The sequence below is a fragment of the Marinococcus halophilus genome, from assembly GCF_900166605.1.
Lineage (GTDB): Bacteria > Bacillota > Bacilli > Bacillales > Marinococcaceae > Marinococcus > Marinococcus halophilus.
The window spans coordinates 1,764,194-1,790,738 of record NZ_FVZD01000006.1 but is presented as its reverse complement, the minus strand read 5'-3'; the positions used below and the strand labels follow the sequence as shown (position 1 = coordinate 1,790,738).

The window sequence follows — 26,545 nt, the reverse complement described above, 5'->3', positions numbered from 1 at the left end:
GTGGAAAAGCGTATAATAGATATAAGGAAACCATTCGTATTACAGCAACAATTGGTTCGAAATGCTGTCCGTCCAGGTACAAAAACAGGAGGGCTGATAAATGCAGAACGAGAAATTGGTGCAGAAATTTAACAGGCGGGCCTGGAAGCAGGAAAAGCAGAGAGAAGAAGAGGCAAGTAATAAATGGAGAAAAAGAATATGTGGGTCTGTCAGAGGTGAAACGCTGGAAATAGCTGTGGGAGCAGGAATGAACTATGCTTTTCTGCCCGGCGATGCCGCATATACCGACGTTGACTTCAGTCCGGAGATGCTCAAAGGGGCCATGGCTGGTGCAAAAGAGTACAGGGTGAACGCTGAGTTTATTTTGTCTGAAGTTGAGACTCTCTCTTTTCCGGCCAACAGATTTGACACGATTCTTTCCACAGGTTCCTTATGCTGCTACGAAGATCCAATCCGGGTATTGAATCTCTTAAATAAATGGTGCAAAAATGAAGGACAAATTCTGCTGCTTGAGCACGGGCTCATGAACCGTAAGAGCTTTCAATGGTTGCAGCGTCAGCTGAATCCCTTCTTCTTTAAAGCATTTGGATGCCATCAAGACCGGGATATTATAAAGTTAGTTGAGGCATCACGACTACACATCGTAAAATATGAACAGGCTCAGTGGGGATATTTGTATTTGGTTTGGGCTAAACCGGCTGAGTGATCTAAGAAAGCAGTATTGATTAATTTTAAATGAATCGCTTGTCGTTTTGTTTTCCATATTTAACGATTAATAATAAGTATAAACGGAAATAAAGGAATAGAAGCAGGCATATTTGGGCTGTTTCAAAGTATTTTGCACGCAGTTAAGCATTCAAATGGGAGGAGTATTTTTAATGGCTGAACAGCCAAAAAGTTTAGAAGAACAGTTTGACGGTGAAGCAAGGGCAGAATTAATGCCGATTGCAAAGTATTATTTTGAGTTGAAGCAGCAGGACAAAAACGTTCACTGGGAAATTTCCATTGTGGACAAGGATGATGAAGAAGATCTTTTCATTGGCTGGGCAGAAGAGTTAACTAACCGCAGCAATTACATTGAAGTAGACCCGATCCGGGCAGAGGACGGGGAAGATGCTACGAACCAGGTTATCCAAAAAATTAAAGAGCATTTATAGTTGACTTCTAGAATAAATGATAAAGAATATTTATTGCAGTAAAGCAGGGCTGGATGAAAACGAGTCCTGCTTTATTTGTGTTTTATATTCGATTAGGAATAAAAATTTATCGATTATCAATAAAAACAATGATAAAATAAAATCATTAACAAGGAGGTGCTTGTCATGAAAAAAGGCTCTACGCTTTTTTTAAAAATAGCTGTAATTTGTATTGGACTTCCGGTACTTGCTTTATGTTTGTTTGGCCTGCCTGTGATTGCGAGAGAAGCAGCGGGAAGCGAAACAGGGTTTGCTTACGTGATGTACGGAATTTTAGCTGTAATGTATGCGGCAGCAATTCCTTTTTTTATCGCTCTGTATCAGGCATTCAAGCTGCTGAATTACATTGACAATAACAAAGCGTTTTCGGAATTAGCTCTCAATGCGTTGAAAATGATTAAGTACTGCGCGGTAGTTATCAGCGGTCTGTATGTAGCGGGGATGCCGTTATTTTACATCTTCGCGGAATTAGATGACGCCCCGGGAGTTATCCTTATTGGAGCAGGGTTTGTATTTGCTCCTGCCGTAGTAGCAGTCTTTGCTGCTGTTCTTCAAAAATTATTTCAGCACGCTATAGATATACAATATGAAAATGATTTAACGGTCTGAGGTGAATGAATTGGCAGTGATCATTAATATCGACGTGATGCTTGCGAAAAGGAAAATGAGCGTAACCGAACTTTCAGAGAAGGTCGGCATTACGATGGCAAATCTTTCTATACTTAAAAATGGCAAGGCAAAAGCTATACGTTTTTCGACCCTGGAAGCCATTTGCCGGGCATTGGAGTGCCAGCCGGGAGATATTTTAGAGTACCGGGAAGATGGGGAGTCGAGAAATTAATTTCGAATATAAAGAACGGCTGCAGCTTTACCCGCAGGCGTTCTTTGTGTTGTATTGCTTTTGTGCAGGGCTCCTTATATTTAATAAGGAAAGAGAGTCTTTGGGCAGGTATAACTTTTGGTTATATCTATATGAAGGATAAGCATTATGCGTGTTTCGAATTTACCATTACGCTGTTTATAGATCGAGGCCTTTCTGCAGTATTTCCAGATAGGACCGGTCGGTAGCAAAAAGATACATGTCACGGTGGAGAGGGGCGTCCTCCAAAGGGATAAAGACCACTCCTCGATAGTCAACTTTCTGGACGATCATAGAAGGAAGATAGGAAATGCCGTACCCCTGGGCTACAAATCCTACGATAGCGTTATAAGGAACTTCAATAATAGAAGGAGCCTGAACATTCAAGTCCCCCATCAAGCGGGTTATTCGCTGATATAAAGGGGTGAATGGGGTAAGGATTTGCGCGTATTGAAAGCATTGAGTCATAGAAAGACGGTCAAACTGAGCCAACGGATGATTGGCAGGGATTGCTGCAAAAAATTCATCATGAAATAATAAAGCAGACGATAAGCCCTGGTAATAGGGGCGGTCCTGAACAATAGCCGCGTCGATGCTGCCTGCACGAAGGAGTGGCAGCAGATCGACCGTATCTTCCTTGATGTGTGTAAGCTGTATGCGAAAAGGCATGAAGGTTTCCATATGCTGAGGAAAGTAATGCGAAGCCAGTAAAGGATCAGCTCCAATGTGAATAATTCTGCTTTCTGTATGTTTTTTCATACGGGACTGCAGCTGGCTTACGAGAGGTTCGATATCTTCATATAGCTTTTCTCCTTTGTGGGTTAACGTCATGCCGTGAGAGGAACGCACGAAAAGGGTGAATCCCAGCATATATTCTAATTGTTTAATTTGTTTGCTTAAGGCTGGCTGGGAAATAAATAATTTTTTAGAAGCTCTGGAAATGTTTTTTTCCTGGGCGACAGCCAGGAAATAATCCAGCATGCGTATATTCATCTGTCCACATCCATTCTGAAAGTAAAAGGAGTTTCCATGCTAAAATACTATACTTTACTGAGTTTTGCTATTATTTTAGAAGTGATAGGCGCCGCCTACATGAAGGTGGCTAATGGTTTTGCCAATCTGGAAGGGACGCTGATGGTCGCCTTTTGTTATATTGTCGCGCTCAGCTGCTACATTATTCTTACTAAAAACTATGAGTTAGGAATTGTCAATGCCTTATGGGCAGGAGGCGGTACGGTGCTGGTTGTTTTGATCGGTTCCGTTTTTCTTGGGGAAAGCATGTCTATTATCAAAGCCGCTGGAGTAGTATGTGTAGTGGCGGGAACGGTAGGCCTGAACATTCCTGAACGGCAAAATTATAATAAAGGAGCTTGGTGATGGGCGCATTATTATTAATCACAAGCTTAGTGTTTGCTGTTATCGCTAACGTGGCGGTGAAATTATCCAGAGGGTTTCAGAAAAAACTGCCAAGCGCTGCCGCCTATTTGTTCTTTCTTGGATGCATCTATTTTTTGACGTTGAGTATTCAATATATGGACATCAGTATCGCGTATGCGATCTGGTCGGGGGCGATGGTCGCAGCAACGGCAACACTTGGTGCTCTTTATTTCCACGAGCCGCTTACGAGAAAAAAACTCGTATCTTTAGTATTGATTGCTGCTGGCGTTTTAATGCTGCATCTTCAAAGTTAAATAAACCGGACAAAAGGCAATAAAAAGCAAGGGTGTATTTCACCTCTGCTCTTATTTATATCCTAAAGGTTAGAGATAATATTAGCCAGCCCGCTGATAAGCGCGTCGTGGATTCTTTTTAATTATCTAATGGTAAAATATAAATAGAAACTGTTTTAAAAAGCTTGAGTAGCAAAAAAATTTTAACTGGAGGGGTACACATAGAGAATTTTTCAGAACACCTGAAGAAAATAGAAAATTCAGAGCACCGTAGACGGACGAAGAAAGTTCTGGAGTAGCCATAGGAGCAATTTCCACAGCTGAATTCGAAAACTGCATGGAATCAGCTGATATTTACCGATCACGGGATCTTTATTATTGCCTTCAGCACTTCTAAACATCATTTAGCAGCGGCGCCGGAGAAAACGGCAATCACCCATTTTTCAGATGAAATAACCGCTGCGGGCTATGAGTAAACGAAACAGCTGGTGTGTATTCCATGGGAACAACCAGCGGACTATGAATTATTTAAAAGCATGATCGAATTCAATGGTGCCGGTAAAGCAGAATGTTCCCCGTTTGGCGGAAAGAAAATTAAATTAGGAGGGGCAGTAATAGAAATTACGTATAATCTAGATTTTATAAGATACTTAATCGAGTGTTAAGGAGGTTTAGATTATGGGGATAGGCTCATGGATTGCATTGTTTGTGGTAATATTTTTAGCTATCAATGGTTCTAAAAAGAGGAAAAACAAGTAGATGTTCTACTAATGAGGTTCACATGTGGTATTTGTTTTTTTATACCGCTGCCAACCTTTGTTATCCATATGGTACGGCGGATTGTTATGCGGGCCATACAAATCGGGGCACCCTTTAACAATTCAGAAAAACAGTTTAAAAATCATAAAATATTGAAAATAAAGATAATTCCAAGCTGACAGTATGGTCTTTTCGGTTTTTTGCCTGCGGTTTATTGTTAGTAAATTTTTCTAAAGATAAAAATAAGCATGGAGTGAAAAATCATAATTCCGGAAAAGTGCGCTGCCATTTTTTGATATACTGGCTATGTGAAAATATAGTGCCGGACTGATTTTATTATGTAGGGGAAAAGTCTATGAATATCATCGAGAAGTTTCAGACTCTATTGATATTGGCGGCGGTAATTGCAGGCCTCGTCCTCGGGCAGGCAGCTGTGCTTGCTGCCTATGCGGAAGTGCTGGTTGTGCCTTTTCTGCTGGTGATGCTGTACGGCTTGTTTTTGGCCATCCCGCTCAAGGATCTTCGGCAGGCTTTTACCCACCGGACTTTTCTAGGTGTTAGCCTAGGGATTAATTTTGTGTGGACCCCGCTGCTTGCCTGGGGGCTCGGTGCGTTGTTTCTGGACGGACATCCGGCTTTATGGCTCGGGTTTATCATGTTGATGGTAACTCCCTGTACCGATTGGTATCTTGTTTTTACATCTATAGCGAAAGGAAATCTTTCACTGTCGACATCCATTCTTCCTTTGAATATGATTCTACAGTTTCTGCTTTTGCCGCTGTATCTTTTCCTTTTTGCGGGAACAATTGAAACAGTAGCACTTGCGACGATCATCGAAAGCGTGCTGTTAGTGCTGCTTCTGCCGTTTCTCCTGGCACAGGGAACGAAGTACATATGGAGAAAACGCCCGGATGTCCTGGAGCAGAAGCTGCTTCCGTTCTTTTCCCACGCACAGATAATTTTTTTATCCCTGGCAGTGGCTGCGATGTTTGCTGCGCAGGGAGCAGCGCTCTTGAATAATTTGAGCGTGATTACTGTACTGGTGCTTCCGGTTCTTCTATTTTTTGTGATTAATGTAACGGTAGCCCAGACGGCAGGGCGGTTGTTCCGGTTTTCGTATGCAGATACGGTCAGCCTCACATTGACTACGGTAGCACGAAATTCGCCAGTAGCTCTGGCGATCGCCGTCACAGCGTTTCCAGGACAGCCTCTGGCGGCTCTGGCTCTGGTGATTGGCCCGCTGATCGAGCTGCTGGTGCTTGCGATGGTGGCACAGCTTCTTCTTTCTTCTCGTAAACGCCTGTTAAATTAACACTAGAGGAAAAGGAGGGAGGCGGTGAGAACGTTTGATGCACATTTCCATATTATTGATTTTGATTTTCCTGTAGCGAAAAATCAGGGTTATCTGCCGCCGGAATATCTAGTAGTTGACTATGAAAAGGACACGGGAGCGCTCAACGTGTTGGGAGGGGCGATAGTTTCCGGATCCTTCCAGGGACTCGACCAGGGTTATTTGGTAAAAACCCTTCAACAAATGGGCCCGGCCTTTTACGGGGTGACGCAGCTGCCATTTAACGTCACCGATGAGGAGATTGTTCGACTGCACCATCACGGAGTAAGGGCAGTTCGGTTTAATATCCGAAGGGGCGGGCCCGAAGACATTTCCCGCCTGGACTACTTTGCCCGAAGAGTGTATGAAATAGCAGGATGGCATTGCGAACTTTATATGGATGCCGCCAGACTTCCGGAGATTGAATCGACGATTGCCAAGCTTCCTGCGGTATCAATTGATCATTTAGGGCTGTCAGAGGAGGGACTGCCTTATTTGTTGAAATTGGTGGATAAAGGAATGCGGGTAAAAGCAACTGGATTTGGGCGTGTGGATTTAAACCTTGGGAACGCATTAGCATCCATTTACAATACGAATCCGGATGCGCTCATGTTTGGCACGGATCTCCCCTCCACGAGAGCGGAGAGGCCGTTTAAGTACGCCGATGTGAAAATGATTCAGGAACTGTTTGATGAGAAGGCAGCCGATAAAATTCTGTATTCGAACGCACGGCAATGGTATTTGAAATAAACCAGACCTTAATTTAAAGAAAGCTTTGCCTTTGCTTCTAAGTTCTGTACCAGCTTGAAACATGATGATAATGAACCGCAATGTACTAATTTATCGCAATTCGTTACATTGGATAAAGCATACTTTTCTTCTAGATTGTAGACAAAGGCCTCCGGAAATGAAATCCGGAGGCCTTTTATATCTGCAGAGCGAAAAACGGTGACGGTTAAACTAATTTAATTACTTTTATTTAGACTGCCCATAATAAGCATTTTCCCCGTGTTTTCTTTCATAATGCTTTTGAAGCACATAGTCGTCAAGAGGAAGTTCACCCGAAAGCTGGTAGGAAAGAAACGTCATTTTTGCTACTTTTTCAAGTACAACGGCATTATGGAGCGCATCTTCGGGAGAACCGCCCCAGGCAAACGGTGCATGTCCATGTACAACAATCCCTGGTACTTCCACAGGATTTTTTCCCTGCATGGCTTCTATAATGACTGTTCCTGTTTCTTTTTCATAACCATTCTGCACTTCTTCTTTTGTTAGTTGACGTGTGCAGGGAATGTCCCCGTAAAAATAATCCGCCTGAGTGGTTCCCGAGCATGGGATGCTTTTACCGGCCTGGGCCCAGGCCGTGCCCCAGTCGGAATGCGTATGAACAATACCCCGGACTCCTGGAAAAGCTTTATACAGCTCGATGTGGGTAGGGGTATCAGAGGAGGGCTTTAAATCGCCCTCGACAACATTTCCTTTTAAATCCACCAATACAATATCCGCGGGGGAGAGTTCTTCATAAGGCACCCCGGAAGGCTTGATAGCGAGTAATTCTGTCTCGGGATCAAATCCACTGACATTCCCCCAGGTGAACGTAACGAGGTCATGATCAACAAGCCCCTGATTCGCCTTGCACACTTCCTGTTTCAATTGTTCCAGCAAGAGAAAACCTCCTTAAATGTACGTACAAGTATATTTGAAATGATATTATTACTTGAGCTAGTTAAAAACTACTCAGGAAACTTTTTGCGCCTGATACTCTTTCTTTAATTTTGCTTGGTCGCTTTTCATTAACAGAGCGCCAGGGATGATGAATGCCAGAACGATTGCTGACATGATGAAATAAGCGTTTTGAAACCCTAAGCTAACATAAAGGCTTCCCATGAAAAGAGAAAAGAAGGCGACCCCAAGCTGCTTTGCTACGTTAAAGCCCAGCATGTAAACAGTGGCTGAAAGACGTGCATCAAAGACGCCTACAATATATTTCATAATAGACACCAACATGAGCGGCATTTCTATCGCTGCCAGCAGTTTCCAAAAAGCGAGCAGCAAAGGAGTGGTGGAAAAAGCAGTTCCTATAATTCGTATGAACAGAATTACTCCATACAAAATCAATCCGTTTTTAGCTCCTATTTTATTAATGAACCAGGGCGCTAAAACCATGAAGCCAGCCTCTAAAAATATTTGAACAGAAGCTAACCTGCTAAAAATGGACTCCCCATTCGAAGGTTCTGAAAAGAAGCTTACGAAGTAATTAGGGAATTGCTGGTCAAATACATCGTATAAACTGGCACTGCCGATGATCAGTAAACAAAGTCCCCAAAAACTCTTCCTTTTAAAAACCTGGAGGATACTTTCTTTGTTCACATAAGCGGTCTCGTCCTTGACCGTTTCATCTTTTTGATAATCCAATTTCTTCACTCGCACCATCCAAAGCAGCACGCCCAAAAGAACAGCGGAGAAAGTACATATCCAAAAAATACTGAACGGATCACGGACAAACATTATTCCACCGACAAAAGCAAAAACTCCACCCGCCAGTGATCCAAATAAACGGGCATGGCCGTATTCAAAGTCATTGGCCCGGCTGGACCTTTCTGTATAAGCTTCCACAACGCCAACACCGCTGTATAAGCATAAGCTTAAAAAAGCACCACCGACAATACTTCCAAACGCTACGTTAAAACCAAGAAGCGGAAGAAATGCAAATTCGAAAAAAGGACCGATCATTAATAAACACAAGACCACAAATGCAAATAAGTACTTTTTTAATCCCAACTTGTCTTGAATGACACCATAAATTGGTTCAAGAAATATGGCTACTACAGACATAGTGGCAAAAACGATGCCTGCCTGGGCTGTGTTCAGGTTTGCTTCATTATTTAACCATAGGGGCAAAAAGGTGATGATCAAAGTCCAAACTGTAAAATAGAAAAAATTTAAGCCTCCGAAATTCCAAAAATTACCTTTTTTTAAATTATTCATAGCGGCCCCCGTCCATCAGGACCTCCACTGAATCCGGTGTCCAGCGGTTATCCGGAGCTGGAGTGCCAAACGATGGATTGCCATACTCGTCCCACGCAATTTCTTGCGCGCGAGCGTGACGATTTGGATCGTAAAGGGGGTCCCCGGCGATCTCCGTGTAATTACGGGCATGATAAATCAAAATGTCACTGCTGCCATCTTCAGAGACGGTAAACGAGTTATGGCCCGGCCCGTATTGTTTATTTGGGGCATAGCTTTCAAAGACAGGCTGCGAGTTTTTAGTCCATGAACGCGGATCCAGTAAATCCGCATTGGAGCTGCTAGTCAGCATGCCCATGCAGTAATCGATCCCTGTGGCACTTGCTGAGTATGTGATAAAAACTTTTCCATTTCTAATCAAAACAGCCGGGCCTTCGTTCACCCAGAACCCTTTTATCTCCCACGGAAGCTCCGGCTTTGTGAGCAGAACAGGGGGAGTTTTTAACGTCCAGGGATTTTCCATTTCAGCAATGTAGATGTTGGAGTGGCCCGTGATATCCATATCCTGCTGCGCCCATACGTAGTATTGGGTTCCATTATGCACAAAGGTAGTGGCATCCAGCGCAAAAGTGCTCCAGCCTGTGTCTACTTCACCTTTTTCTTTCCATTCCCCTTCGATTGGGTTGTCTGCTTCGTTTTCGATGACAAACATTCTATGATTGAATGTATCGTTGTCAATGTTATCGTCTGGAGCGGCAGCATAATAGATGTACCATTTTTCGTTTATCTGGTGAATTTCAGGAGCCCATATTAAATGGCTTTGAGGCCCCTGGCTGTGTTTTTTCCAGACGGTATGTTCTTTTGCCTCATATAAATCGTTTAAATGCTTTGCCCGTCTCAAAATAATCCGGTCATAGGAAGGATGCGAGCCCGTGAAGTAATAGAAGCTATCATGATGCTTATATACAAAAGGATCAGCTCTTTGTAACACAATAGGGTTATACAAATTTTCCATAAAGCACACTCCTTAAACAGTAGGATATTAACAGGGAGCGATAGCAAAAAGAATTTCAAATGTTCATGTAAATGTAGTTTCCAATCTTCAATTGATAACTACATAGTCCAGGTTTACAAGTTTTGCGTAGTTAATAATTTGATCTGTGGTCACATTTAAAGAAACAACAGTATGATGGCCGCCGCCGTTTTCAATCCATGTTTTCATGCCTTCCTGCAGGTTCGGTTTAACTTCCCAAAGCACCCGTGCCACTGGAAGATGCGGTGCGGACGCAGGAGGTTCAGAGGCAGATACTTCGTTAATCAGCAGCTTGTAGTGCGTACCAAAATCTGCCATGGACACTACCACGCCATCTCCGGATTTGCCGTCGAAAACAAGGCGTGCGGGATCGTCCCCGTCGCCGATATCAAGCGGCGCTACTACGATTTTTGGCTTATGGTTTGCCAGTGTGGGGTCCACTTCAAGCATATGGGACTGAAGAATGGCTTCTTGTCCAGGTGCTAATTCGTAAATATAATCTTCCATAAATCCCGTCGATTGGTTATGGCTCATCACTTTGATGAGACGGTCGAGTGCCGCCGTTTTCCAGTCTCCCTCAGCGGCAAAGCCGTACCCTTGCGCCATTAAACGCTGAACGGCCATACCAGGCAGCTGTTTCATTCCGTGCAAATCTTCAAAGTTGGTAGTGAAAGCATCGTACCCGCCGTCATCGAGGAAGCGTTTTATGGCTATTTCATAACTTGCCTGCGTTTTGACACTGTTTTCCCATTGGTCTTTAGAGTAATTTCCATATTCAAAGTCATAAAGCTCCGCATATTTGGAAAACAGCGCTTCGATTTCTTCCTCTGTCACGCGTTGAACATACTGAACCAGGTCTCCGATCCCGTAGTAGTCGACAAACCAGCCAAATTGGATTTGGGCCTCAATTTTGTCACCCTCTGTCACCGCCACATTGCGCATATTGTCCCCAAAGCGGGCCACTTTTATGTTAAAGCTTTCGTTATAAGCGGCAGCTGTATCCATCCACTGGGCAATCTGCCGCTGGACATCCGCATGATTCCAATGTCCGGTAACAATTTTGTTCTGTTTGTTTAAACGTGCATTGATAAAACCGTATTCGCGGTCGCCGTGCGCTGACTGATTCAGGTTCATAAAATCCATATTGATAGTATTCCAAGGGATACTTTCATGAAATTGCGTTGCTAAATGAAGTAATGGTTTCTGTAGCAGCTTGGTGCCGCGGATCCACATTTTGGCAGGTGAGAAGGTGTGCATCCATGTGATGATCCCGGCCACCTCATCGTGATAGTTTACTTCTTTCATCAAACGCGTAATCTCATCAGTATTAACAGCTAACTCTTTTAACACAAGCGGGTAGGGCAAAATACCGCTTTCATTTAATGCATTCGTGATATGTTCGGCCTGGGTTTTCACTTCCTTTAGCGTATCTTCTCCGTAAAGCTGCTGGGAGCCCACAATAAACCAGAATTCTTTTTTTTCCATAATTGACATCATAACCCTCTATTCTTATTAAAATTTTAGTCTACGGTTACCTTTTCATCCTGGACATCGGCCATGGGTAAATAATCGACAGCCTTCTGTTCGATAACCAGCCCTTGCTTATACCGTTCCATGAAAGTTTCAAAGCCTTCTACGTCAAACCGGTCAGGGTGAATTTCCTGCATTTCAATTTCTTGAAAAACGTGATTGTGCAGATAATCTTCTAAATCCTCTTCCTGGTTTTTATTTTTCATGTAAGAGGCAAGGATAGCGATTCCCCAGGCACCGCCCTCGCCAGCTGTATTCATTACAGAAACAGGGGCATCCATGGCGGCTGCTACAATTTTCTGTCCGACGACAGGAGTTTTGAATAACCCTCCGTGAGCGAATATTGTATCGATTGCTACATTCTCTTCATTGGTTAAAAGATCCATGCCAATTTTCAATGCACCAAAAGCCGAGAAAAGATGTGTCCGCATAAAGTTAGCCAGGGTAAAACTACTCTCCGGAGAGCGGACAAATAATGGGCGCCCATGCTCAAGACCCGTAATATTTTCACCAGAGAGATATCCGTAGCTGAGCAGGCCGCCGCCGTCGGGGTCGGCTTCAAGCGCTTTTTGGAGCATCACTTCAAACAATTGATGGGACTCGATTTCCTGTCCTACAGCCGCTGAGAATTCCCGGAACAATTCAAGCCAGGCGTTCAAATCGCTGGAGCAGTTATTCGCGTGGACCATCGCTACCGGATGACCATTTGGAGTAGTCACCAAATCAACCTCCGGATGTATTCTGGAAAGTTTTTGATCTAACACGATCATCGCAAAGACAGAGGTGCCTACAGACACATTTCCAATACGTTTTCGAACGCTGTTAGTGGCTACCATTCCAGTTCCGGCATCGCCCTCCGGGGGACAAAAGGGGATACCCGGCTGTAGGTTTTGGGAGCGGTCCAGGATCTTAATGCCGGCACTGGTTAACGCACCTGCCTGCTCCCCCGCACGGAAAACTTTCGGAAGGATGTCTATGATCCTCCAGGGATATCCTTTTGGCTGAACGAGTTTATCGAACTGCTGAAGCATGGATGCATTGTAATCCTGGGCGATGTCATCGTATGGAAACATGCCGGAAGCATCCCCAGCTCCAATAGCCTCTTCCTCGGTCAAAAGCCAGTGAATGTAACCGCTTAATGTCGTGATTAAATGAACGCGAGGCAGGTGTGGTTCCTCATTCAACATGGCCTGGTAGAGGTGCGCGATGCTCCAGCGTTCCGGTATGTTGTGTTGAAAAAGACTGGTCAGTTCGCTCGCTGCCGTTCCAGTTGTTGTATTTCGCCATGTACGGAACGGAACGAGCAGTTCGCCGGTATGGTCAAAGGGCATATAGCCATGCATCATCGCAGAAACGCCAATGGCACCAATCGTGCGGATCGTAATCCCATAGGTGCTTTCAACCTCGAATTTCATGTCACTGTAGGCTGCCTGCAAACCGGTAATGATATCTACCTGGTTGTACGTCCAATAGCCGTTCACTAGTTGATTTTCCCATTCGTAGCTGCCGGTCGCGATAGTGTTTGCATGGTTATCGATCAACACGGCCTTAATACGGGTGGAACCAAATTCAATTCCAAGCGATGTTTCTCCTTGTAAAATAGCCTGTTTCCTTCCCACTTTGTTCATTTAGCATCATTCCTTTGTAAAATCATGATCAACAAGGTGATTGAACTTCAACCTCCTGAGTAGTAATTCAAGAATACAACTCAACTTGTACGTATAAGTTAGGTATTATTTAAACACGGTATGAAGCCTAATGCAACCGCTTTCTGTTTTTTATTCGCCGAAAATGAAGAAAATATAGCGAAACAGAGCCAGCTTGTATGTTTTTTAAAATTAATTTATTTATTTTATTGAAACATATACGTACATGTGGTAATTTTTTTGTAATCGCTATCATGTTAAAAATTGAAAGGGGACATTGAACATCATGAAGGAGAAGCAGTCAGTCTGGTATGTCTTGTTGATAGCATGCGCTGCAGGAATGGCAGGCTTTCTATACGGTTTTGATACTGCAGTAATTTCAGGGGCCATCGGCTTTTTGCAGGAATTGTATAATTTAAGCCCTGCGATGGAAGGATTTATTATTTCCAGTGTTATGGTAGGAGGGGTTGCCGGGGTCGGACTATCCGGTTATTTGAGTGACCGTTTCGGCAGGAAAAAGATATTAATGCTTTCCGGAGTAATGTTCGCGGTTTCGGCATTATGGTCAGCGCTTGCAATGAGCGTAACATCTCTTATTCTGGCAAGAGTACTTGGCGGCCTGGGAATAGGCTTTGCTTCTGCCTTATCCGTTACGTACATTGCAGAGTGTGCACCGCCTGCGATAAGAGGACGGCTGGCATCGATGTATCAATTATTTACCATTATCGGCATTTCTGCTACATTTTACATCAACCTTGCGGTGGCAAATTCCGGCAGCTATGGATGGGGAGTAGAAACAGGATGGAGGTGGATGCTCGGATACGGGGTGATACCTGGGGTGCTCTTTTTCCTCATGCTTATTTTTATTCCAGAAAGTCCAAGGTACTTAGTGAAAAAACGCCAGCATTCAGAAGCGTTTCGTACATTAGAAAAAATCAACGGCGCCCGCACAGCTGAGCTGGAATTGGATGCAATTAAAACATCGATACAAAATGAATCAAGCACTTCCGTTCGGGAACTGTTAAAACCAGGCCTTCGGAAAGCGATGGCTGTAGGAATATTTCTGGCGCTGTTCAACCAGGTGATTGGCATGAATGCGGTGACTTATTATGGGCCGACTATCTTTCGATTGGTGGGATTTGAGAATAATACAGAATTTCTGGCTACCAGTTTGATCGGCACAGTGCAGGTAATATTTACGGTAGTTGCGATATTATTAATTGATAAGGCCGGACGCAAGCGATTAATGGCTGTAGGTTCGAGTTTAATGGCTGTTTTTATGGTGCTTATTGGAAGCGTTTTCTATTTTGACGTTGGTAACGGAATATGGGCACTGTTATTCATCATGGGATTTACAGCGGCTTTTTGCATATCTATGGGACCGATTCCCTGGATCATGATTCCGGAGATTTTTCCAAATTACATGCGTGCCAAAGCGGTAGGAATTGCAACTATGTTTTTATGGGGAGCTAACTGGGCGATCGGGCAGTTTACTCCGGTACTTATCAATAATGCCGGGGGAGCGGTTACTTTCTGGATGTTTGCGATCATAAATGTTATTTGTTTTGCTTTTGTGATGACTATCGTCCCCGAAACAAAAAATAAATCCTTGGAAGAAATTGAAACCATATGGAAGCCGGCCAAAAAAGCGTATCGAGTTGAAAAATAGAATGTACAAGCATTTGTTATTCAAAAAAAGCCGCCCCTGTTGTTGGGAGCGGCTTTCTGTGCGGACAAGCTTTAGTAAAAAGTGTATCTATTCCGTTTTTATGGCCGGCGTGGTTGAAAGGCTTCGGGTAGAATGCCGGTCGACAAAGTGCGGCTCATATACAATAGAAGAGAGCGCAGCATCCGGCTGTTCGATGAGTGTAGTTATATATTTTGCTGCGTCCTCTCCCATGCGTTCTTTGGGATGAACGATAGAAGAAAATTTCACTTCGGAGACCTGTGCGAAGTGAGAGTCATCAAAGCTCACGACAGAAATATTTTCGGGTATTTGCAGGTTTTTATAACGGAGTACATCAAGAAGCTGCAAAAGCAGTTCATCATTATAGCTTACGATCGCCGTAGGCTGGTCAGTCTGGTTCGTTAAAACTTGTTCTATAGCCTGGGCAGGCTTGGAAAACTTCTCGTCGGTGGAATAAGTAATCAACAGGGAGGGGTCTACCGGGAAGCCGTAGTGCCGATGGGCTTTAAGAAAGCCTTTCATTCGCTGTACGCCCTGCATATCATCATTTTTGAACAGCCCGATCATACGCCGGTGCCCTAATTGAATTAAATGCTCCGCGTTCCGGAAGCCGGCTTCCTGGTCATTTAGCGTTAAGCTTAGCGGTTCGAGCTCTTCATAATACGCATTCATCATGACATAAGGAATGCCTGCATTCTCAAGATTCAAGTAATAGTTAAGATTTGGATTAGCCTGCGCGCTGCGTGTTGGTTCGATGATGAGGCCGTCCACCTGCTGGGTCAGAATATTCTCAAGCGCCTGCTTTTCTTTTTCAAAATCGTTGTTCGTGCTCATGAGAATAACGTTGTAGCCTTTGTCGCTTAAGTACCTTTCAGCACCGCGGATAATGTATGGAAAAATATAATCAGAAATATAAGTAGTAATAATGGCTACATTTTTTCGGGCAGACGGAGAGGAAAATTTGGATCGGTCCGCACAGAACGTGCCCACGCCGTGCTCGCGGTACAGCCAACCTTCGCTCACCAATTCGCCGATAGCCTGGCGTACCGTGTGCCTGCTAACCTCAAACGCCTTCACATATTCATATTCGGATAGAATTTTCTGGTGAGGGCGGAAGCTGCCGTCCAGTATTTTGGATTGGATATGCTGCTTTAACTGTTTATATTTTGAGACCATCATGCACCTCGTTTTCTTTTTATCGTATCATACAGATACGTACAACTGAAGGATGTTATTAAACCGGTATTTATAATTGAAATAAAATCTAGTATGAAAAACATTATAAGTGTATGTTTATGTTAAAAGAAGCTCATTGTGCATACAAGTGAAAATGAAAAAAGTATTATCCATAATATTCCTTTTATTACTGACGCCTGATACGAGGAAAGAATAGAAATAAAATATTGGTAATAATTGGAGGCAGAAGATGCAAGAAAAACGGACATTCACGGTGTTGTTCTTATTAATGGCAGTGCTTATGGCCGGAAGCCTGGGGCTCGGGGTTGAAATAGGACCCTCTTCCATTTCTTTTGGGGTGATTGTGCTGTGTCTGCTGCTGGCCGCGTGGTACGAAGGAAGGCGCCGGGCATCGAAGGAGACGAGAGGGAGCTAGAAAATGGCAGTTGAAATAATTGATAAGGAGGAAGGAAAATGATGTTTTCGTTCCCGGAACAGCCTATAGTGCCGGAGAAGATTGGAAAAGCATTTCTTCAGGGCGATTTCGGCCGCATTTACCGGCAAACCACAAATGATTTTCAGCGGCTTGCTGGGTATGATGAATTCCAGAATATGGCTCAAACATTTAATAACGGGGTAACAGTATATAATCTTCTATTTTCATATGACATAAATAATCATTTGGTGCAATATGTGTGGAGTGATGACCAGAATGAACGGGCGCTTGAAGTTTATATGGATGGCCAATATATTATCCATGGTTTTGCTATGCATCCCATAGTTATTGATGCGGAAGGAGGAAAGAAATATTCACAGCAGCAGTATGACTGGCCGATTCAGACGGGCAAAGGATGGACGGTCGCCTGGGGAGGAGACCATCCGATGGCTAATGCGCATCATCCCCTCCCGAATCAACGTCACGCGTATGATCTGGTGATACAAACGTCTGGAAAAACCTACAAAGGTTCGTCAGTTAAAAATGAAAATTATTCTGCCTACGGCGAGCCAATATACGCTCCAGCCAAGGGAGAGGTGGCATTGGTTGTGGACGGTATTTTGGATAACAGGCCGGGGATAATGAATGAAGAAGAGCCCGCAGGTAATGCAGTTGTTATTCGCCATGCTCTCCGGGAGTACAGCATTTTAGCTCACCTCCAGTACGGCTCGATTCAGGTCCGGGAACGGGAACAGGTCCTAGCAGGAGACTTGATAGGAAGATGCGGCAATTCCGGCAATTCCACCGAACCGCATTTGCATCTGCAGCTGTCGAACCGGCCGGATTTTCTCCAAGGAACGTCCATTCGTATGCGTTTTAAGCATAGCCCGGATCCTATCCGCGGTGATCAGATCGATAGGTGAAAATAACTATAATAATTAAATGTTTATTGTTGAAAAACTGTTCCAAATATTTTCAAGGAGCATGATGTAGTGATGGATAATGAAAAAGAGACCACAAAGCAAGCGCTGGATCGAATGACTCTTTATGATTTTCTATACGTCCTTCCCATGTTTTTCCTTTTTTTCTATTTCCCCTCCGATAGATTCTGGCAGGTGATAGTGAATTTTATAATTATTATTTTGGTAGGCTTCGGCCTAGCGTATGCTACACACACGGTGGTCTACTTATATAATAGAAGCAAATATAAATAGGGTGAAATTAAAAATGAGTCTTATAGCTCAGTAAAAATTATAAAAAAGATAAAACCGGGGTAGACATATGAATATTGAAAAGGCTGTTGAAGAGTTATTCTATTACGACGTAAATTAATTGGAAACGGGGCATTACGAGGTGTTACCTGGAGGCACCTCCAGCAGACTGTATCTTCTTCAGAGCAATAATAATTCGAACTGCGTAGTTAAGTTCAACGAGCCGGAGGTTTTAGAAGCGCAAGCGGCTTTTCTGAATTGCTATAACCATTTAAGCCTAATTCCGAAACTGCTTTACGCTGACTCGTCACCTCGTTATATCGTTTATTCCTTCATTATTTTATCTTTAATGGCGCAGAGTTTATAGGAGTGATTGATCCAACGCCTGTAATCGGTTGCCCTCTCTATGATTTAGTTTATGCTTTTTGTTCCTTTCCGGATGAATTAACAAAAAACATCAGTGATTAGGCCTTTAGCCACTTAACTGTTAAGAGTGAAGCAGAGAAGAGACTTGTATATGAAATGGTGATTATAGTTTTGTATCTCCGTCTGGGTGCTTGCATCAAACATCATCCCCATGATTTTGACCAATACCTCGAGGCATGGTTTTATGGGAAAACATATATCTTTCAGCTGAATAAGCGGTTTTTCTTAATCAAAATGGGGAGCCAATGCTATAATGAAAAAGAATAATATATCCGCTGGCTCGCTAATAGCTTTCCTATAATTTTTCAGAATGGATGAAACGAACCTGCCCGTGGTTCGTTCTTTTCTATAGTTGGAGGTGTCTGATTGAAACAAAAGATGAACATGGGCTCTGTCATTGGCGGCATTTTTCTTACGGCCGTTATTTTTTTCAATATCTACTTAATTATTGTCAAATCCTCTCTCGTTGCCAATTTGTTATCGGTTCTTGCCATTGGTTTACTGCTTATCATCGTGATTCCGTTTTGGGTGCTGCTAATCAAACATAATTTTAAATCATGAAGCACAAAAAAGCTGTCTCCCTTTTAAAGAGACAGCCTTTTTGTGGTGGTTATTCATCCCTCTGTCCGGTGTTTCTTGCCCACCGGTTCTCTCCTGGTACCATGGGAGAGTCGTATGAAGACGAGGCTTCGTTATCGATATACATATCCTGCATATAATTGAGACTTTGGTGCAAAATGACTTCAATGTGGCGATAATCCCCGGTGACTTCATTGGTGTAATTTGAGACGATGAAATAATCGCCGTTGGATAATTGGTACACCAGCGACTGTTCAAACGAATCGAACGTAAGCACATGATCAGTGTGATTAAATATTTCGTTCATGCGCTCATGGTATTGCTGAAAAATCGCGCGGCATTCAGAAGTGCCGCACGGCCGTCGCTGGTCTTCTGAAATGTAGCTTTCAGTGCGCAGGATGTGCTGGCCGTTTTGCGTTTGTTTCTGAATAATGGGTTGATACCCCAGACTGCCGCCGCCGACAACGGCAACATTAGCGGCATTGGCCGGCGTTTCCAGTGTAGCCCACACTGCTGATGCAAATAGTAGGCTTAAAATAGTAGTAGTGAGCATCTTCATACGCTCTCTTCCCCCCTTTTCAAAAATGTTGCTTAAGTATAACGAAAATGAAATAAAATGAAAACCATTTATTGTAATAAAAGTAAAATTTAATTACTTTTTTATTTTAAAAATTGTTTTCGGACCAAACGAACAGCTTTAAAGACTTATAAGAAACCTGGTTGACTGGTGTCTGCCAATTTTGATGTTGATGAGACTTTGCATATTTAAATTATTTATCAGGTTAACCTAATAAATAAAGTCAAAATTTCTAAAAGGATGAAGTATAATGGAACTACCACATTCTACTTGAAAAGGGGAAAAGATATGGAATATCGGGAGTTTTTAGAAGAAATTGTCGGTATTATCTGGGGCAGGGATGCTGGAAATATTTCAGCCGGGGAAGAGGAGTACAAGCATACGTATCATGCTGAATTACTGAATATCATAGAAAAAGGTTATACAGAACAGGAAGCAAAAAATATTATTATAGATAAAATTCGGGACGATTATAAAGAATATAATATTGATGAATTTTTAGACGATACAGCAGAGAAAATCAGGAAGAAAAAACAATAAAGTAACATTAAGCGATAAAATATGTTATGATTTATTATAATGAACGTTCAATAAATAAAGGGGGGTTTTCCATGAGAGGTGTATCGAAAAAAGAGGTTATATTGAACACTGCAGAAAATCTCTTTTATCAGCACGGGTTTCATGCTGTCGGGGTTAAAAGTATTTTAAATGAAGTCGGTGTGGCCCCTATGACGATGTACTATCATTTTCATTCTAAAGAAACGTTAATTGTGGAAATACTGAAGCGAAGAGAGCTGCGGTATTTTGATTTCTTACAAAAGGAAATCGATAGAGACAATGGTCTCGCCGCGTATGCAGAAACCCTTATCAAAGCGCATACAGACTGGATGAAAACAGACGGATTGAACGGGTGTCTGTTCTTAAGAGCGAAGCAGGAGTATGAAGGGGTGAATGAGGAAATTGCCGCCCTGAGTAAGGAGCATAAAAAAACCCTGCAGCAAAAGATTGAACAGGAGCTCAAAACCTTTAATTCTTCCAAGCAGGCCGGAACGCAGCTGGTAATGATTCTGGAGGGCATCACTTCAACGGCTCAGGTTATGGCCATGGAGGAAGTGGAAGAGGCGGCTTTCCGTATAGCGAAGAACATGCGGGCAGACAGCCAGTAATAATGGCCATAGGCATCTATGGTAAGCCTTATGGCTCTTATTTTTAACATTTATTGAATGAACAATCAATAAATAAGCAAAAAGGAGCGAACGAACATGAATGCGAATAAATTAATACTTGCCGGCCTGCCTATGATTGCAGTTACTTACGGGCTGTCCCGGTTCAGCTACGGGCTGATGCTTCCCTATATTAATGAAGCAATTAATATGACTCAATCTACGAGCGGGATCATATCCTCTTTATCCTACGTGGCTTACTGTATAGCGATTGTCGCAGCGATGGTATTTTCCCGGACGGTGGCTTCGAGGCTCATTTTAGTGACGGCGGGGGCTTTGTCGGTCGTTGGACTTGGCGTCATTTCTGTTTCTTTGACGCCGGTGGGGCTTGGCGCAGGAATATTTTTAGCAGGAATGAGCACGGGGTTATCCTCTCCACCGTACGCTAGTATTGTAAATACAAACGTCGAATCCAACAGGCAAAACCAGGCGAATGCCTGGATTAATTCCGGCACAAGCATAGGTACGGCTTTCACTGGGGTGGTTGCAATTATGATGGTGGACAGCTGGCGTGCAACATATGTGATCTTTATGATTATTGCTGTTATGGTGCTTGCTGCCAATTATAAAGTACTTCCCCGTACGCAGGCGTATGGAGAAAAGAGTCCGACTGGGTTCGTGAAGCAGGAGTGGAGGCAGTCTGTGCAGCTGATACTGGCCTCGCTGCTTTTGGGAGGCTCTTCGGCGGCGTATTGGACCTTTTCGCGGGATTTTATAGTGAATTTAGCCAGCGTACCTGCCTATCTGGGGGACTGGTTCTGGGTTATCATTGGTTTGGCAGGCTTGTTGGGCGGCACCGCCGGTATCTTCATTAACCGGTTTGGTATTATGAAGGCGTTCAGGATGTCGGTAGTGACGTTATCCACCGCCTCTTTACTTTTGGGAGGCTGGCCCGGCAATTCTATCGTGGGGATTTTATCTCCGTTTCTATTTGGGAGTTCTTATGTTTTCATCACGGGAGTTTTAATCGTTTGGGGGGTGTCGGTGTTCCGGACAAATCCATCTATTGGGCTGGGGCTTCCGTTTTTAGTGCTTGCCCTGGGCCAGGCTGTTGGATCTGTTGTTTCCGGCATCCTCGCTGGCCTGTTTGGATACCATATGCTCTTTCTTGCCGCTGCAATGATTGGTTACGTTTCATTGGTTTTTCAATACAAAACCCGGCAACATTTCAGCCGTGCATATTATTCATGAATTTTCTCTCTATGTTTTGCTTCGCGCGGCCATATGAAATACGTAATGGAAATAACTAAGTCAATCATCACGACGAGCGACCAAAGTTTAATAGTGCCGCTCAATGCTCCGGTTCTGCCTGCATCATTTACAAGGAAAATTACTACCCACAAAAGTCCCGTGCCTAAAACGTACGCCAATACGTGCTTGAGCCAGTCCTTAAAGTACTTTCGGGAGTATGCATAGCCGTAAAGCCTGGAGGGCTTGCTGCCCTGTCTCATAATATAATACCTGAAGCGTTCGTCGGCCCATCGGATCATATGCTTTCCAAAAACAATGGAGACCGCGATATAAATAGCAGCAATGGCATGAGCCGTGGTCGCGGCTGCTCCTCGTAAAAGGTCTGCTGAAGCTGCAATCAAAAGAATCAAATCCAGTACGGGGGTTAAAGCGAGAAGAAACAGCCCTAATCTCGGTAATTGAAACACGTAGCGAGCGATTAACCCGGCGGCAATAACAACCCAAAAGGCTATTTCGATCCCAATAATCAACAGCAGGATGAAATTCATTGATACTCCTCCTTCAGCCAGGAATGCACTTCGGCACGAATCAGTTTAATGGCATCTTTATTGTCTATGCGGTCAGGAGTTAACAATTTATGCAGTGCCAGACCGTCAACCAGAGCATGAGCGCGCATTGTAGTGAACTCTAGAGGCAGATCCTTCTGGAGCATTTGTTTTTCATTTAAATGCTGTAGGGATTTTTGAATGAGCATACGTATCTCGTCTCCCATAGAATTTGTTCCTGCCTGATGGATTTCGTACTGAAAAGCCATCCACACTTCCATGTCCGCGTACCGGTCATCATCTAAAGGAAGAACCGCAAGTATCGCCTGGATGATCCGCTCCTTTTCGGGTAACGTTTCTTGCCCAAAAATCTCCTGGATTCGTTGGCTCACCTTATGATTTACTTTTTCCATAACCGCATCCAGCAGTGCACTATGGGTGGGATAGTAGTAACGGATCTGTCCCGGCGTCATTTTCGCCAGCTTTGCGATATTTCTTACCGTCGCGCCTTTCGCACCGCTGTTCACAATGGACTGCCATGTATACTCAATAATCTGCTCTTTTTTCTTTTTGTGGTCAATGAGTTTTGGCATCGTACACCTCAATACTTAGAAATTAATGCAAGTATAGCACTTTTTAATACAAGTGTGTTAAAAAGAAAAGCATTTTCTGGAACATTCTGCAAAACAAGTCTCCAGGTTCAAATGAATAATGGTATAGTGGGCATATAAAAGCATTGAATACTTAAGAAGTGAACTAAAAGAGGTGTGCAAATGAAAAGCGAGAAAGAAAAAATGATGGATGGAGAACTTTTTCTCCCGCACGATTCGGAGCTTGCAGCGGAACGGCTCCAAACGAAGCTGCTGCTCGAAGACTATAACTCCATCAGTATACGCGGAAAAGAAAAAAGCAAGCAGATACTACAGGAAATTGTAGGGACGATGGGAAAGGAAGCCCGTATCGGGGCGCCGTTCTGGTGTGATTACGGCTACAATATCCACCTTGGGGACCGCTTTTTTGCCAACGTCAACTGCGTCATGCTCGACGAGGCGCCAATTACGTTTGGCGACGGAGTAATGCTAGGGCCCGGGGTACACATATACACCGTCAATCACCCGATGGGGGAAGCAGCACGGGCTACGCTGCAGGAGTACGGTTCGCCTGTGACGATAGGGGATAACGTGTGGATCGGGGGAGGAGCCATTATTAATCCCGGCATTCGCATTGAAGACGGCGCAGTAATTGCTTCGGGAGCAGTCGTTACAAAGGATGTTTCTGCCCGGACGCTTGTAGGTGGTAATCCGGCCGGTTTTATAAAACGGTTGGACCAATAAAGCTGTGCCCGGAAGAAGGGTATATCTTTATAATGTGTATATACCGATATGGTTTTTACGAATACGATGAAAAATACGGAAATACATTTTTAAACTGACACTTCAGGCAAAATAATAAGATCCCCTGGAAGCACAGGCGATCTTCATCATTTTATATAAAAGCATGTTTTCAATTTACCCGGCAAATGTTCGAACAAGAAAATATAAAAATGAAGGGACGATCAAACAGCCTAAGCCTGTGTAGAAAGTAGCAGTCATGGCTCCGTAGGGAACAAGCTTGGGATCAGTGGCAGCTAAACCGCCTGCTACCCCACTGGTCGTGCCCATCAACCCTCCAAAAACCATCGCTGACCGTGGGTTGTCTAAGCCAATAAGCTTTGCGAAAAATGGTGTGGCGATCATAACGAGAATAGACTTTACCAAACCGGCGGCTATGCTGAGGGCGATAACCTCTGAACTCGCTCCCAGGGCTGTCCCAACAACCGGACCGACAATATAAGTAGCAGCGCCGCCGCCAATCGTAGTAATCTCGACTGGATCGGTGTAGCCAAATAATAGTGCAATTACTACCCCAATGAGAAAAGAAACGACAATGCCGGCAAATAAAGCAACAATACCGCTGAAGCCAGCTTTTTTAATCTCCTCAATACTAGCTCCAAAAGCTGTAGCTACAATAGCCAAGTCCCTGAGCATAGCACCTCCCATAAGTCCAATCCCTGAGAATATCTGAATATCGGCCAGACCGGATTCTCCGCCTGTAACAACCCCTCCAATATAGGCCAGCAAAAGACCTAAAAGAATAGCGATAGCAGACCCGTGAAGACGCCCTTTTGTAAGCTTGTCAGAGAGAAAGTAAGAGAGGTACATTGTGATGCCGACGACAGCGAAGGCAGTAATCAGCCCATTTTCTGCTAATATGGATTGCAGTGAGTCTATCATTAACCATTCCTCCTCTTATTTAAAGATCTTCTTCGTCACGTATTCTTCATCTTTTTGCTGGCCTATTTTAGTAATTACCGGTACGAGGGCAAAACTGGCAGCAACCGCGAGCACACCGGCTGTGATTGCCATGGGCCCTCCGGAAATGGCTCCTACTACGTTTTGCTGAGCAGACATGGCAATGACAATAGGGATGTACATGGCACCCCAGAAAGCCATTCCGTCTTCAGATTTCTGGGTGATTTTTTTGTTTCGCTTTAAATAATCGACGATAAGCACAAGGAAGACCATCGAGATTCCGACACCGCCAATATTTGCATCTACCCCCATCACTATTCCTAAAAGATCTCCAAAGTAGACACCGAGCAGCATACAAAAAGCCAGTAGAGCTACACCAAAAATAACCATGTGATCGTCTCCTTAATAAAAATTTTAAAATAAGTAAGCGCTTACAAAAATGTTAAAAAAAATATTGTCGACAATCTACTGTTTGCTTTATAATAAAATGCAAGTAGTAAGAATGCAATAACAATTCAAAAATTTTTGAAAATAAAAATTTAGGAGTTTTTATTATGAGCTCAATAGACCTATCGAATAACGCTCTTTCTCAAAAGATTGCTGAGCATATTTCAAAAAAGATTATAGCCGGCCAGCTGCAGCCAGGACATAAGCTGAATGAAGCTTTTTATGCTGAAGCGTACGGTACAAGCAGAGCTCCTGTAAGAGAAGCAATCTTTTTGCTTACAGTAGATGGCCTGGTAGAAAAAATCCCGCGCCGGGGAGCGGTGGTAAAAACTTACACAGAAAGCGAAATTTATGATTTACTGGAAATCCGGAACAATTTAGAAGCATTAGTAATGAAAAGGATCATGGCTAACGGTACTGACACAAATACATTAGAAGAGATGAAGCGTATCCTTTCAGAAATGAAAAACATGGAAAGAGAAGAAGAGTATACGCAGTTGAACCACTCTTTTCACATGTGCATGGTTATAATGAGTGGAAGCGAAGTTATTAAAGAAACCTACACCAGGCTTGGCCAACCCTTGTTAACCATACAAAATCTATCTTTTTCGCTGAAAGGAAACATCGAAAAGTCTATAAGAGAACACGAGGAACTCTTAAAATTACTTGAACAGCAAGAGTGGCACAAAGCCGCTGATTTATTAGAGACCCATAACGCTGACGTAATAAAAAATATAAAGGAAAATGTATTTAAAACATCTTCTAACGAGACGTAAATTAAAGTCTCGTTAGAGAATTGTCGACAATCGACTATATAGAGGTGATACTTTGAGCATAGTGTTTTTATGTCCCGGCCAGGGCTCCCAAAAATCAAATATGTTAAATGAGCTGCCAGATCAAAAAATTATTAATAACACCATCGAAGAAGCAAGCGATGTTTTGCAGCTTAACGTCCGGAATCTTGACAAAGAATCGGCATTATCCTCAACCTACGCTGTCCAATTAGTATTATTTATTTGGAGTATAGCTATGGGGGAGTTGCTGAAAGAGAGCGGCGCAAAGCCCCATTTTACAGCAGGGCATTCCGTTGGAGCTTTTACTTCCTCTGTACTATCGAATGCGCTGCCATTTAGTAAAGCACTAACTTTAGTGGCAAAAAGGGGGGAGTTAATGGAAAGTGAATTTTCAAGTGGTTTTGGAATGGGAGCTGTGAATGGGATGACGGAAAGGCATGTGCAAAGTATCATATCCTCGCTCTCATTACAGGAAAGTGTGTTTATCTCAAATATTAACTCGAACACACAAATAACCATTTCCGGGACGATACAAAATGTTCAGAAAGCCCTGAAAGCATTGTCGAAAGCAGGCGCTTCATCTGCGAAAATGCTTAATGTAAAGGTGCCTTCCCATTCTCCGTTTATGGAAAGAATAGCTGAACAGATGCGGCTAGAGCTGGAAAAAGCTTCTGTACAGAGAGCCAGCATTCCCTATGCCGCCAATGTCTCGGCACGAGCTGTAACGGATCCGGAAAAAATAAGAAAGGATCTGTCAGAGAGTATTAAAAAGCCGGTGCGTTGGCATGACGCTATGTGTATGTATTATGAGAGGGGAGCCCGGCTTTTTATCGAGCTTTCCCCGCGATCAGTGTTATCGAATATCATTAACCAGACCTTCACAGATGCCAGAGGATTATCCATTCAAACGCAGGGAGCAGACAACTGTCTGGAGCTTATAAAAAGATACAATTAATAATGAATTAGTATAGA

31 protein-coding genes are annotated in these 26,545 nt (G+C 43.4%); 19 read left to right on the top strand and 12 right to left on the bottom strand.

Going from position 1 to position 26,545, the window contains the following annotated elements:
• Nucleotides 1-100: 100 nt before the first annotated feature.
• From B5066_RS15125 to B5066_RS15110, 4 genes are all read left to right on the top strand, one after another.
• A complete protein-coding gene (locus B5066_RS15125) occupies nt 101-706 on the top strand; it encodes a class I SAM-dependent methyltransferase (RefSeq protein ID WP_079476731.1) in 606 nt (201 codons plus the stop codon).
• Nucleotides 707-878: 172 nt separating this feature from the next.
• Nucleotides 879-1,157, top strand: a complete 279-nt coding sequence (locus tag B5066_RS15120) for a hypothetical protein (protein WP_079476730.1) — start codon at nt 879-881, stop codon at nt 1,155-1,157.
• Between the two features lie 165 nt (nt 1,158-1,322).
• Nucleotides 1,323-1,805, top strand: coding sequence for a DUF2975 domain-containing protein (locus tag B5066_RS15115; protein ID WP_079476729.1), 483 nt, complete (start codon nt 1,323-1,325; stop codon nt 1,803-1,805).
• 10 nt (nt 1,806-1,815) lie between these two features.
• Nucleotides 1,816-2,037 carry a helix-turn-helix domain-containing protein gene (locus B5066_RS15110; RefSeq protein ID WP_079476728.1) on the top strand — a complete coding sequence of 74 codons (222 nt, stop codon included), beginning with the start codon at nt 1,816-1,818 and terminating at the stop codon, nt 2,035-2,037.
• A 177-nt stretch (nt 2,038-2,214) separates the two neighbouring features.
• Here B5066_RS15110 and B5066_RS15105 read toward each other — a convergent pair whose 3' ends face one another.
• Nucleotides 2,215-3,048 carry a LysR family transcriptional regulator gene (locus B5066_RS15105; protein ID WP_079476727.1) on the bottom strand — a complete coding sequence of 278 codons (834 nt, stop codon included), beginning with the start codon at nt 3,046-3,048 and terminating at the stop codon, nt 2,215-2,217.
• 36 nt (nt 3,049-3,084) lie between these two features.
• Between B5066_RS15105 and B5066_RS15100 the strand changes: the two genes are divergently transcribed.
• The 4 genes from B5066_RS15100 (at nt 3,085) to B5066_RS15080 (ending at nt 6,564) form a co-directional block, all read left to right on the top strand.
• Entirely contained in the window at nt 3,085-3,432 is a 348-nt protein-coding gene (locus B5066_RS15100) for a DMT family transporter (protein WP_079476726.1), read from the top strand.
• Nucleotides 3,432-3,746 carry a DMT family transporter gene (locus B5066_RS15095; RefSeq protein ID WP_079476725.1) on the top strand — a complete coding sequence of 105 codons (315 nt, stop codon included), beginning with the start codon at nt 3,432-3,434 and terminating at the stop codon, nt 3,744-3,746. The genes B5066_RS15100 and B5066_RS15095 overlap by 1 nt, the downstream gene beginning before the upstream one ends.
• Nucleotides 3,747-4,839: 1,093 nt before the next feature.
• Complete coding sequence (locus tag B5066_RS15085) at nt 4,840-5,796, top strand: arsenic resistance protein (protein WP_079476724.1); 957 nt, start codon at nt 4,840-4,842, stop codon at nt 5,794-5,796.
• Between the two features lie 24 nt (nt 5,797-5,820).
• Nucleotides 5,821-6,564 (top strand): amidohydrolase family protein, encoded by a 744-nt coding sequence (locus tag B5066_RS15080; protein WP_079476723.1) that lies wholly within the window; start codon nt 5,821-5,823, stop codon nt 6,562-6,564.
• Nucleotides 6,565-6,789: 225 nt separating this feature from the next.
• On the opposite strand, the gene B5066_RS15075 is transcribed toward B5066_RS15080, so the two are convergent.
• From B5066_RS15075 to B5066_RS15055, 5 genes are all read right to left on the bottom strand, one after another.
• On the bottom strand, nt 6,790-7,479 hold the full coding sequence (locus tag B5066_RS15075) for an L-ribulose-5-phosphate 4-epimerase (protein WP_079476722.1): 690 nt from the start codon (nt 7,477-7,479) through the stop codon (nt 6,790-6,792).
• A gap of 72 nt (nt 7,480-7,551) precedes the next feature.
• Complete coding sequence (locus tag B5066_RS15070) at nt 7,552-8,802, bottom strand: oligosaccharide MFS transporter (RefSeq protein WP_079476721.1); 1,251 nt, start codon at nt 8,800-8,802, stop codon at nt 7,552-7,554.
• On the bottom strand, nt 8,795-9,796 hold the full coding sequence (locus B5066_RS15065) for a glycoside hydrolase family 43 protein (protein WP_079476720.1): 1,002 nt from the start codon (nt 9,794-9,796) through the stop codon (nt 8,795-8,797). The genes B5066_RS15070 and B5066_RS15065 overlap by 8 nt, the downstream gene beginning before the upstream one ends.
• Before the next feature lie 87 nt (nt 9,797-9,883).
• Nucleotides 9,884-11,308: an L-arabinose isomerase gene (araA, locus tag B5066_RS15060; protein WP_079476719.1), complete on the bottom strand. Its 1,425-nt coding sequence runs from the start codon at nt 11,306-11,308 to the stop codon at nt 9,884-9,886.
• A 26-nt stretch (nt 11,309-11,334) separates the two neighbouring features.
• Nucleotides 11,335-12,972: a xylulokinase gene (locus B5066_RS15055; RefSeq protein WP_079476718.1), complete on the bottom strand. Its 1,638-nt coding sequence runs from the start codon at nt 12,970-12,972 to the stop codon at nt 11,335-11,337.
• A gap of 304 nt (nt 12,973-13,276) precedes the next feature.
• On the opposite strand from B5066_RS15055, the gene B5066_RS15050 reads away from it, so the two are divergent.
• Nucleotides 13,277-14,659, top strand: coding sequence for a sugar porter family MFS transporter (locus B5066_RS15050; RefSeq protein WP_079476717.1), 1,383 nt, complete (start codon nt 13,277-13,279; stop codon nt 14,657-14,659).
• 87 nt (nt 14,660-14,746) lie between these two features.
• Here B5066_RS15050 and B5066_RS15045 read toward each other — a convergent pair whose 3' ends face one another.
• Nucleotides 14,747-15,856, bottom strand: a complete 1,110-nt coding sequence (locus B5066_RS15045; RefSeq protein ID WP_342351587.1) for a GntR family transcriptional regulator — start codon at nt 15,854-15,856, stop codon at nt 14,747-14,749.
• Between the two features lie 247 nt (nt 15,857-16,103).
• Here B5066_RS15045 and B5066_RS15040 point away from each other — a divergent pair, with 247 nt between their 5' ends.
• The 4 genes from B5066_RS15040 (at nt 16,104) to B5066_RS15025 (ending at nt 18,487) form a co-directional block, all read left to right on the top strand.
• Nucleotides 16,104-16,289 (top strand): hypothetical protein, encoded by a 186-nt coding sequence (locus B5066_RS15040; protein WP_079476715.1) that lies wholly within the window; start codon nt 16,104-16,106, stop codon nt 16,287-16,289.
• Between the two features lie 38 nt (nt 16,290-16,327).
• On the top strand, nt 16,328-17,212 hold the full coding sequence (locus B5066_RS15035) for a M23 family metallopeptidase (protein WP_079476714.1): 885 nt from the start codon (nt 16,328-16,330) through the stop codon (nt 17,210-17,212).
• A 72-nt stretch (nt 17,213-17,284) separates the two neighbouring features.
• On the top strand, nt 17,285-17,503 hold the full coding sequence (locus B5066_RS16960) for a DUF6007 family protein (protein WP_079476713.1): 219 nt from the start codon (nt 17,285-17,287) through the stop codon (nt 17,501-17,503).
• Between the two features lie 789 nt (nt 17,504-18,292).
• A complete protein-coding gene (locus B5066_RS15025) occupies nt 18,293-18,487 on the top strand; it encodes a hypothetical protein (protein WP_079476712.1) in 195 nt (64 codons plus the stop codon).
• Between the two features lie 49 nt (nt 18,488-18,536).
• Here the strand turns inward: B5066_RS15025 and B5066_RS15020 are convergent, their stop codons facing one another.
• Nucleotides 18,537-19,064: a hypothetical protein gene (locus tag B5066_RS15020; protein WP_079476711.1), complete on the bottom strand. Its 528-nt coding sequence runs from the start codon at nt 19,062-19,064 to the stop codon at nt 18,537-18,539.
• Between the two features lie 306 nt (nt 19,065-19,370).
• On the opposite strand from B5066_RS15020, the gene B5066_RS15015 reads away from it, so the two are divergent.
• From B5066_RS15015 to B5066_RS15005, 3 genes are all read left to right on the top strand, one after another.
• Complete coding sequence (locus B5066_RS15015) at nt 19,371-19,622, top strand: hypothetical protein (protein ID WP_079476710.1); 252 nt, start codon at nt 19,371-19,373, stop codon at nt 19,620-19,622.
• 71 nt (nt 19,623-19,693) lie between these two features.
• On the top strand, nt 19,694-20,248 hold the full coding sequence (locus tag B5066_RS15010; protein WP_079476709.1) for a TetR/AcrR family transcriptional regulator: 555 nt from the start codon (nt 19,694-19,696) through the stop codon (nt 20,246-20,248).
• Between the two features lie 96 nt (nt 20,249-20,344).
• Nucleotides 20,345-21,496, top strand: coding sequence for an MFS transporter (locus B5066_RS15005; RefSeq protein ID WP_079476708.1), 1,152 nt, complete (start codon nt 20,345-20,347; stop codon nt 21,494-21,496).
• On the opposite strand, the gene B5066_RS15000 is transcribed toward B5066_RS15005, so the two are convergent.
• Complete coding sequence (locus B5066_RS15000; RefSeq protein WP_079476707.1) at nt 21,487-22,044, bottom strand: hypothetical protein; 558 nt, start codon at nt 22,042-22,044, stop codon at nt 21,487-21,489. The genes B5066_RS15005 and B5066_RS15000 overlap by 10 nt on opposite strands.
• Nucleotides 22,041-22,634 carry a TetR/AcrR family transcriptional regulator gene (locus B5066_RS14995; RefSeq protein WP_079476706.1) on the bottom strand — a complete coding sequence of 198 codons (594 nt, stop codon included), beginning with the start codon at nt 22,632-22,634 and terminating at the stop codon, nt 22,041-22,043. The genes B5066_RS15000 and B5066_RS14995 overlap by 4 nt, the downstream gene beginning before the upstream one ends.
• A 180-nt stretch (nt 22,635-22,814) precedes the next feature.
• Between B5066_RS14995 and B5066_RS14990 the strand changes: the two genes are divergently transcribed.
• The gene (locus tag B5066_RS14990; protein WP_079476705.1) at nt 22,815-23,375 is read left to right on the top strand and encodes a sugar O-acetyltransferase; all 561 of its coding nucleotides are present in this window, start codon (nt 22,815-22,817) and stop codon (nt 23,373-23,375) included.
• 174 nt (nt 23,376-23,549) lie between these two features.
• On the opposite strand, the gene madM is transcribed toward B5066_RS14990, so the two are convergent.
• Nucleotides 23,550-24,314 (bottom strand): malonate transporter subunit MadM, encoded by a 765-nt coding sequence (madM, locus tag B5066_RS14985; protein ID WP_079476704.1) that lies wholly within the window; start codon nt 24,312-24,314, stop codon nt 23,550-23,552.
• 15 nt (nt 24,315-24,329) lie between these two features.
• Nucleotides 24,330-24,722, bottom strand: a complete 393-nt coding sequence (madL, locus tag B5066_RS14980; protein WP_079476703.1) for a malonate transporter subunit MadL — start codon at nt 24,720-24,722, stop codon at nt 24,330-24,332.
• A gap of 164 nt (nt 24,723-24,886) precedes the next feature.
• Between madL and B5066_RS14975 the strand changes: the two genes are divergently transcribed.
• Together B5066_RS14975 and B5066_RS14970 are read left to right on the top strand one after the other, a co-directional pair.
• On the top strand, nt 24,887-25,555 hold the full coding sequence (locus B5066_RS14975; protein WP_079476702.1) for a GntR family transcriptional regulator: 669 nt from the start codon (nt 24,887-24,889) through the stop codon (nt 25,553-25,555).
• 61 nt (nt 25,556-25,616) lie between these two features.
• Nucleotides 25,617-26,528 carry an ACP S-malonyltransferase gene (locus B5066_RS14970; RefSeq protein WP_233133443.1) on the top strand — a complete coding sequence of 304 codons (912 nt, stop codon included), beginning with the start codon at nt 25,617-25,619 and terminating at the stop codon, nt 26,526-26,528.
• Nucleotides 26,529-26,545: the final 17 nt, after the last annotated feature.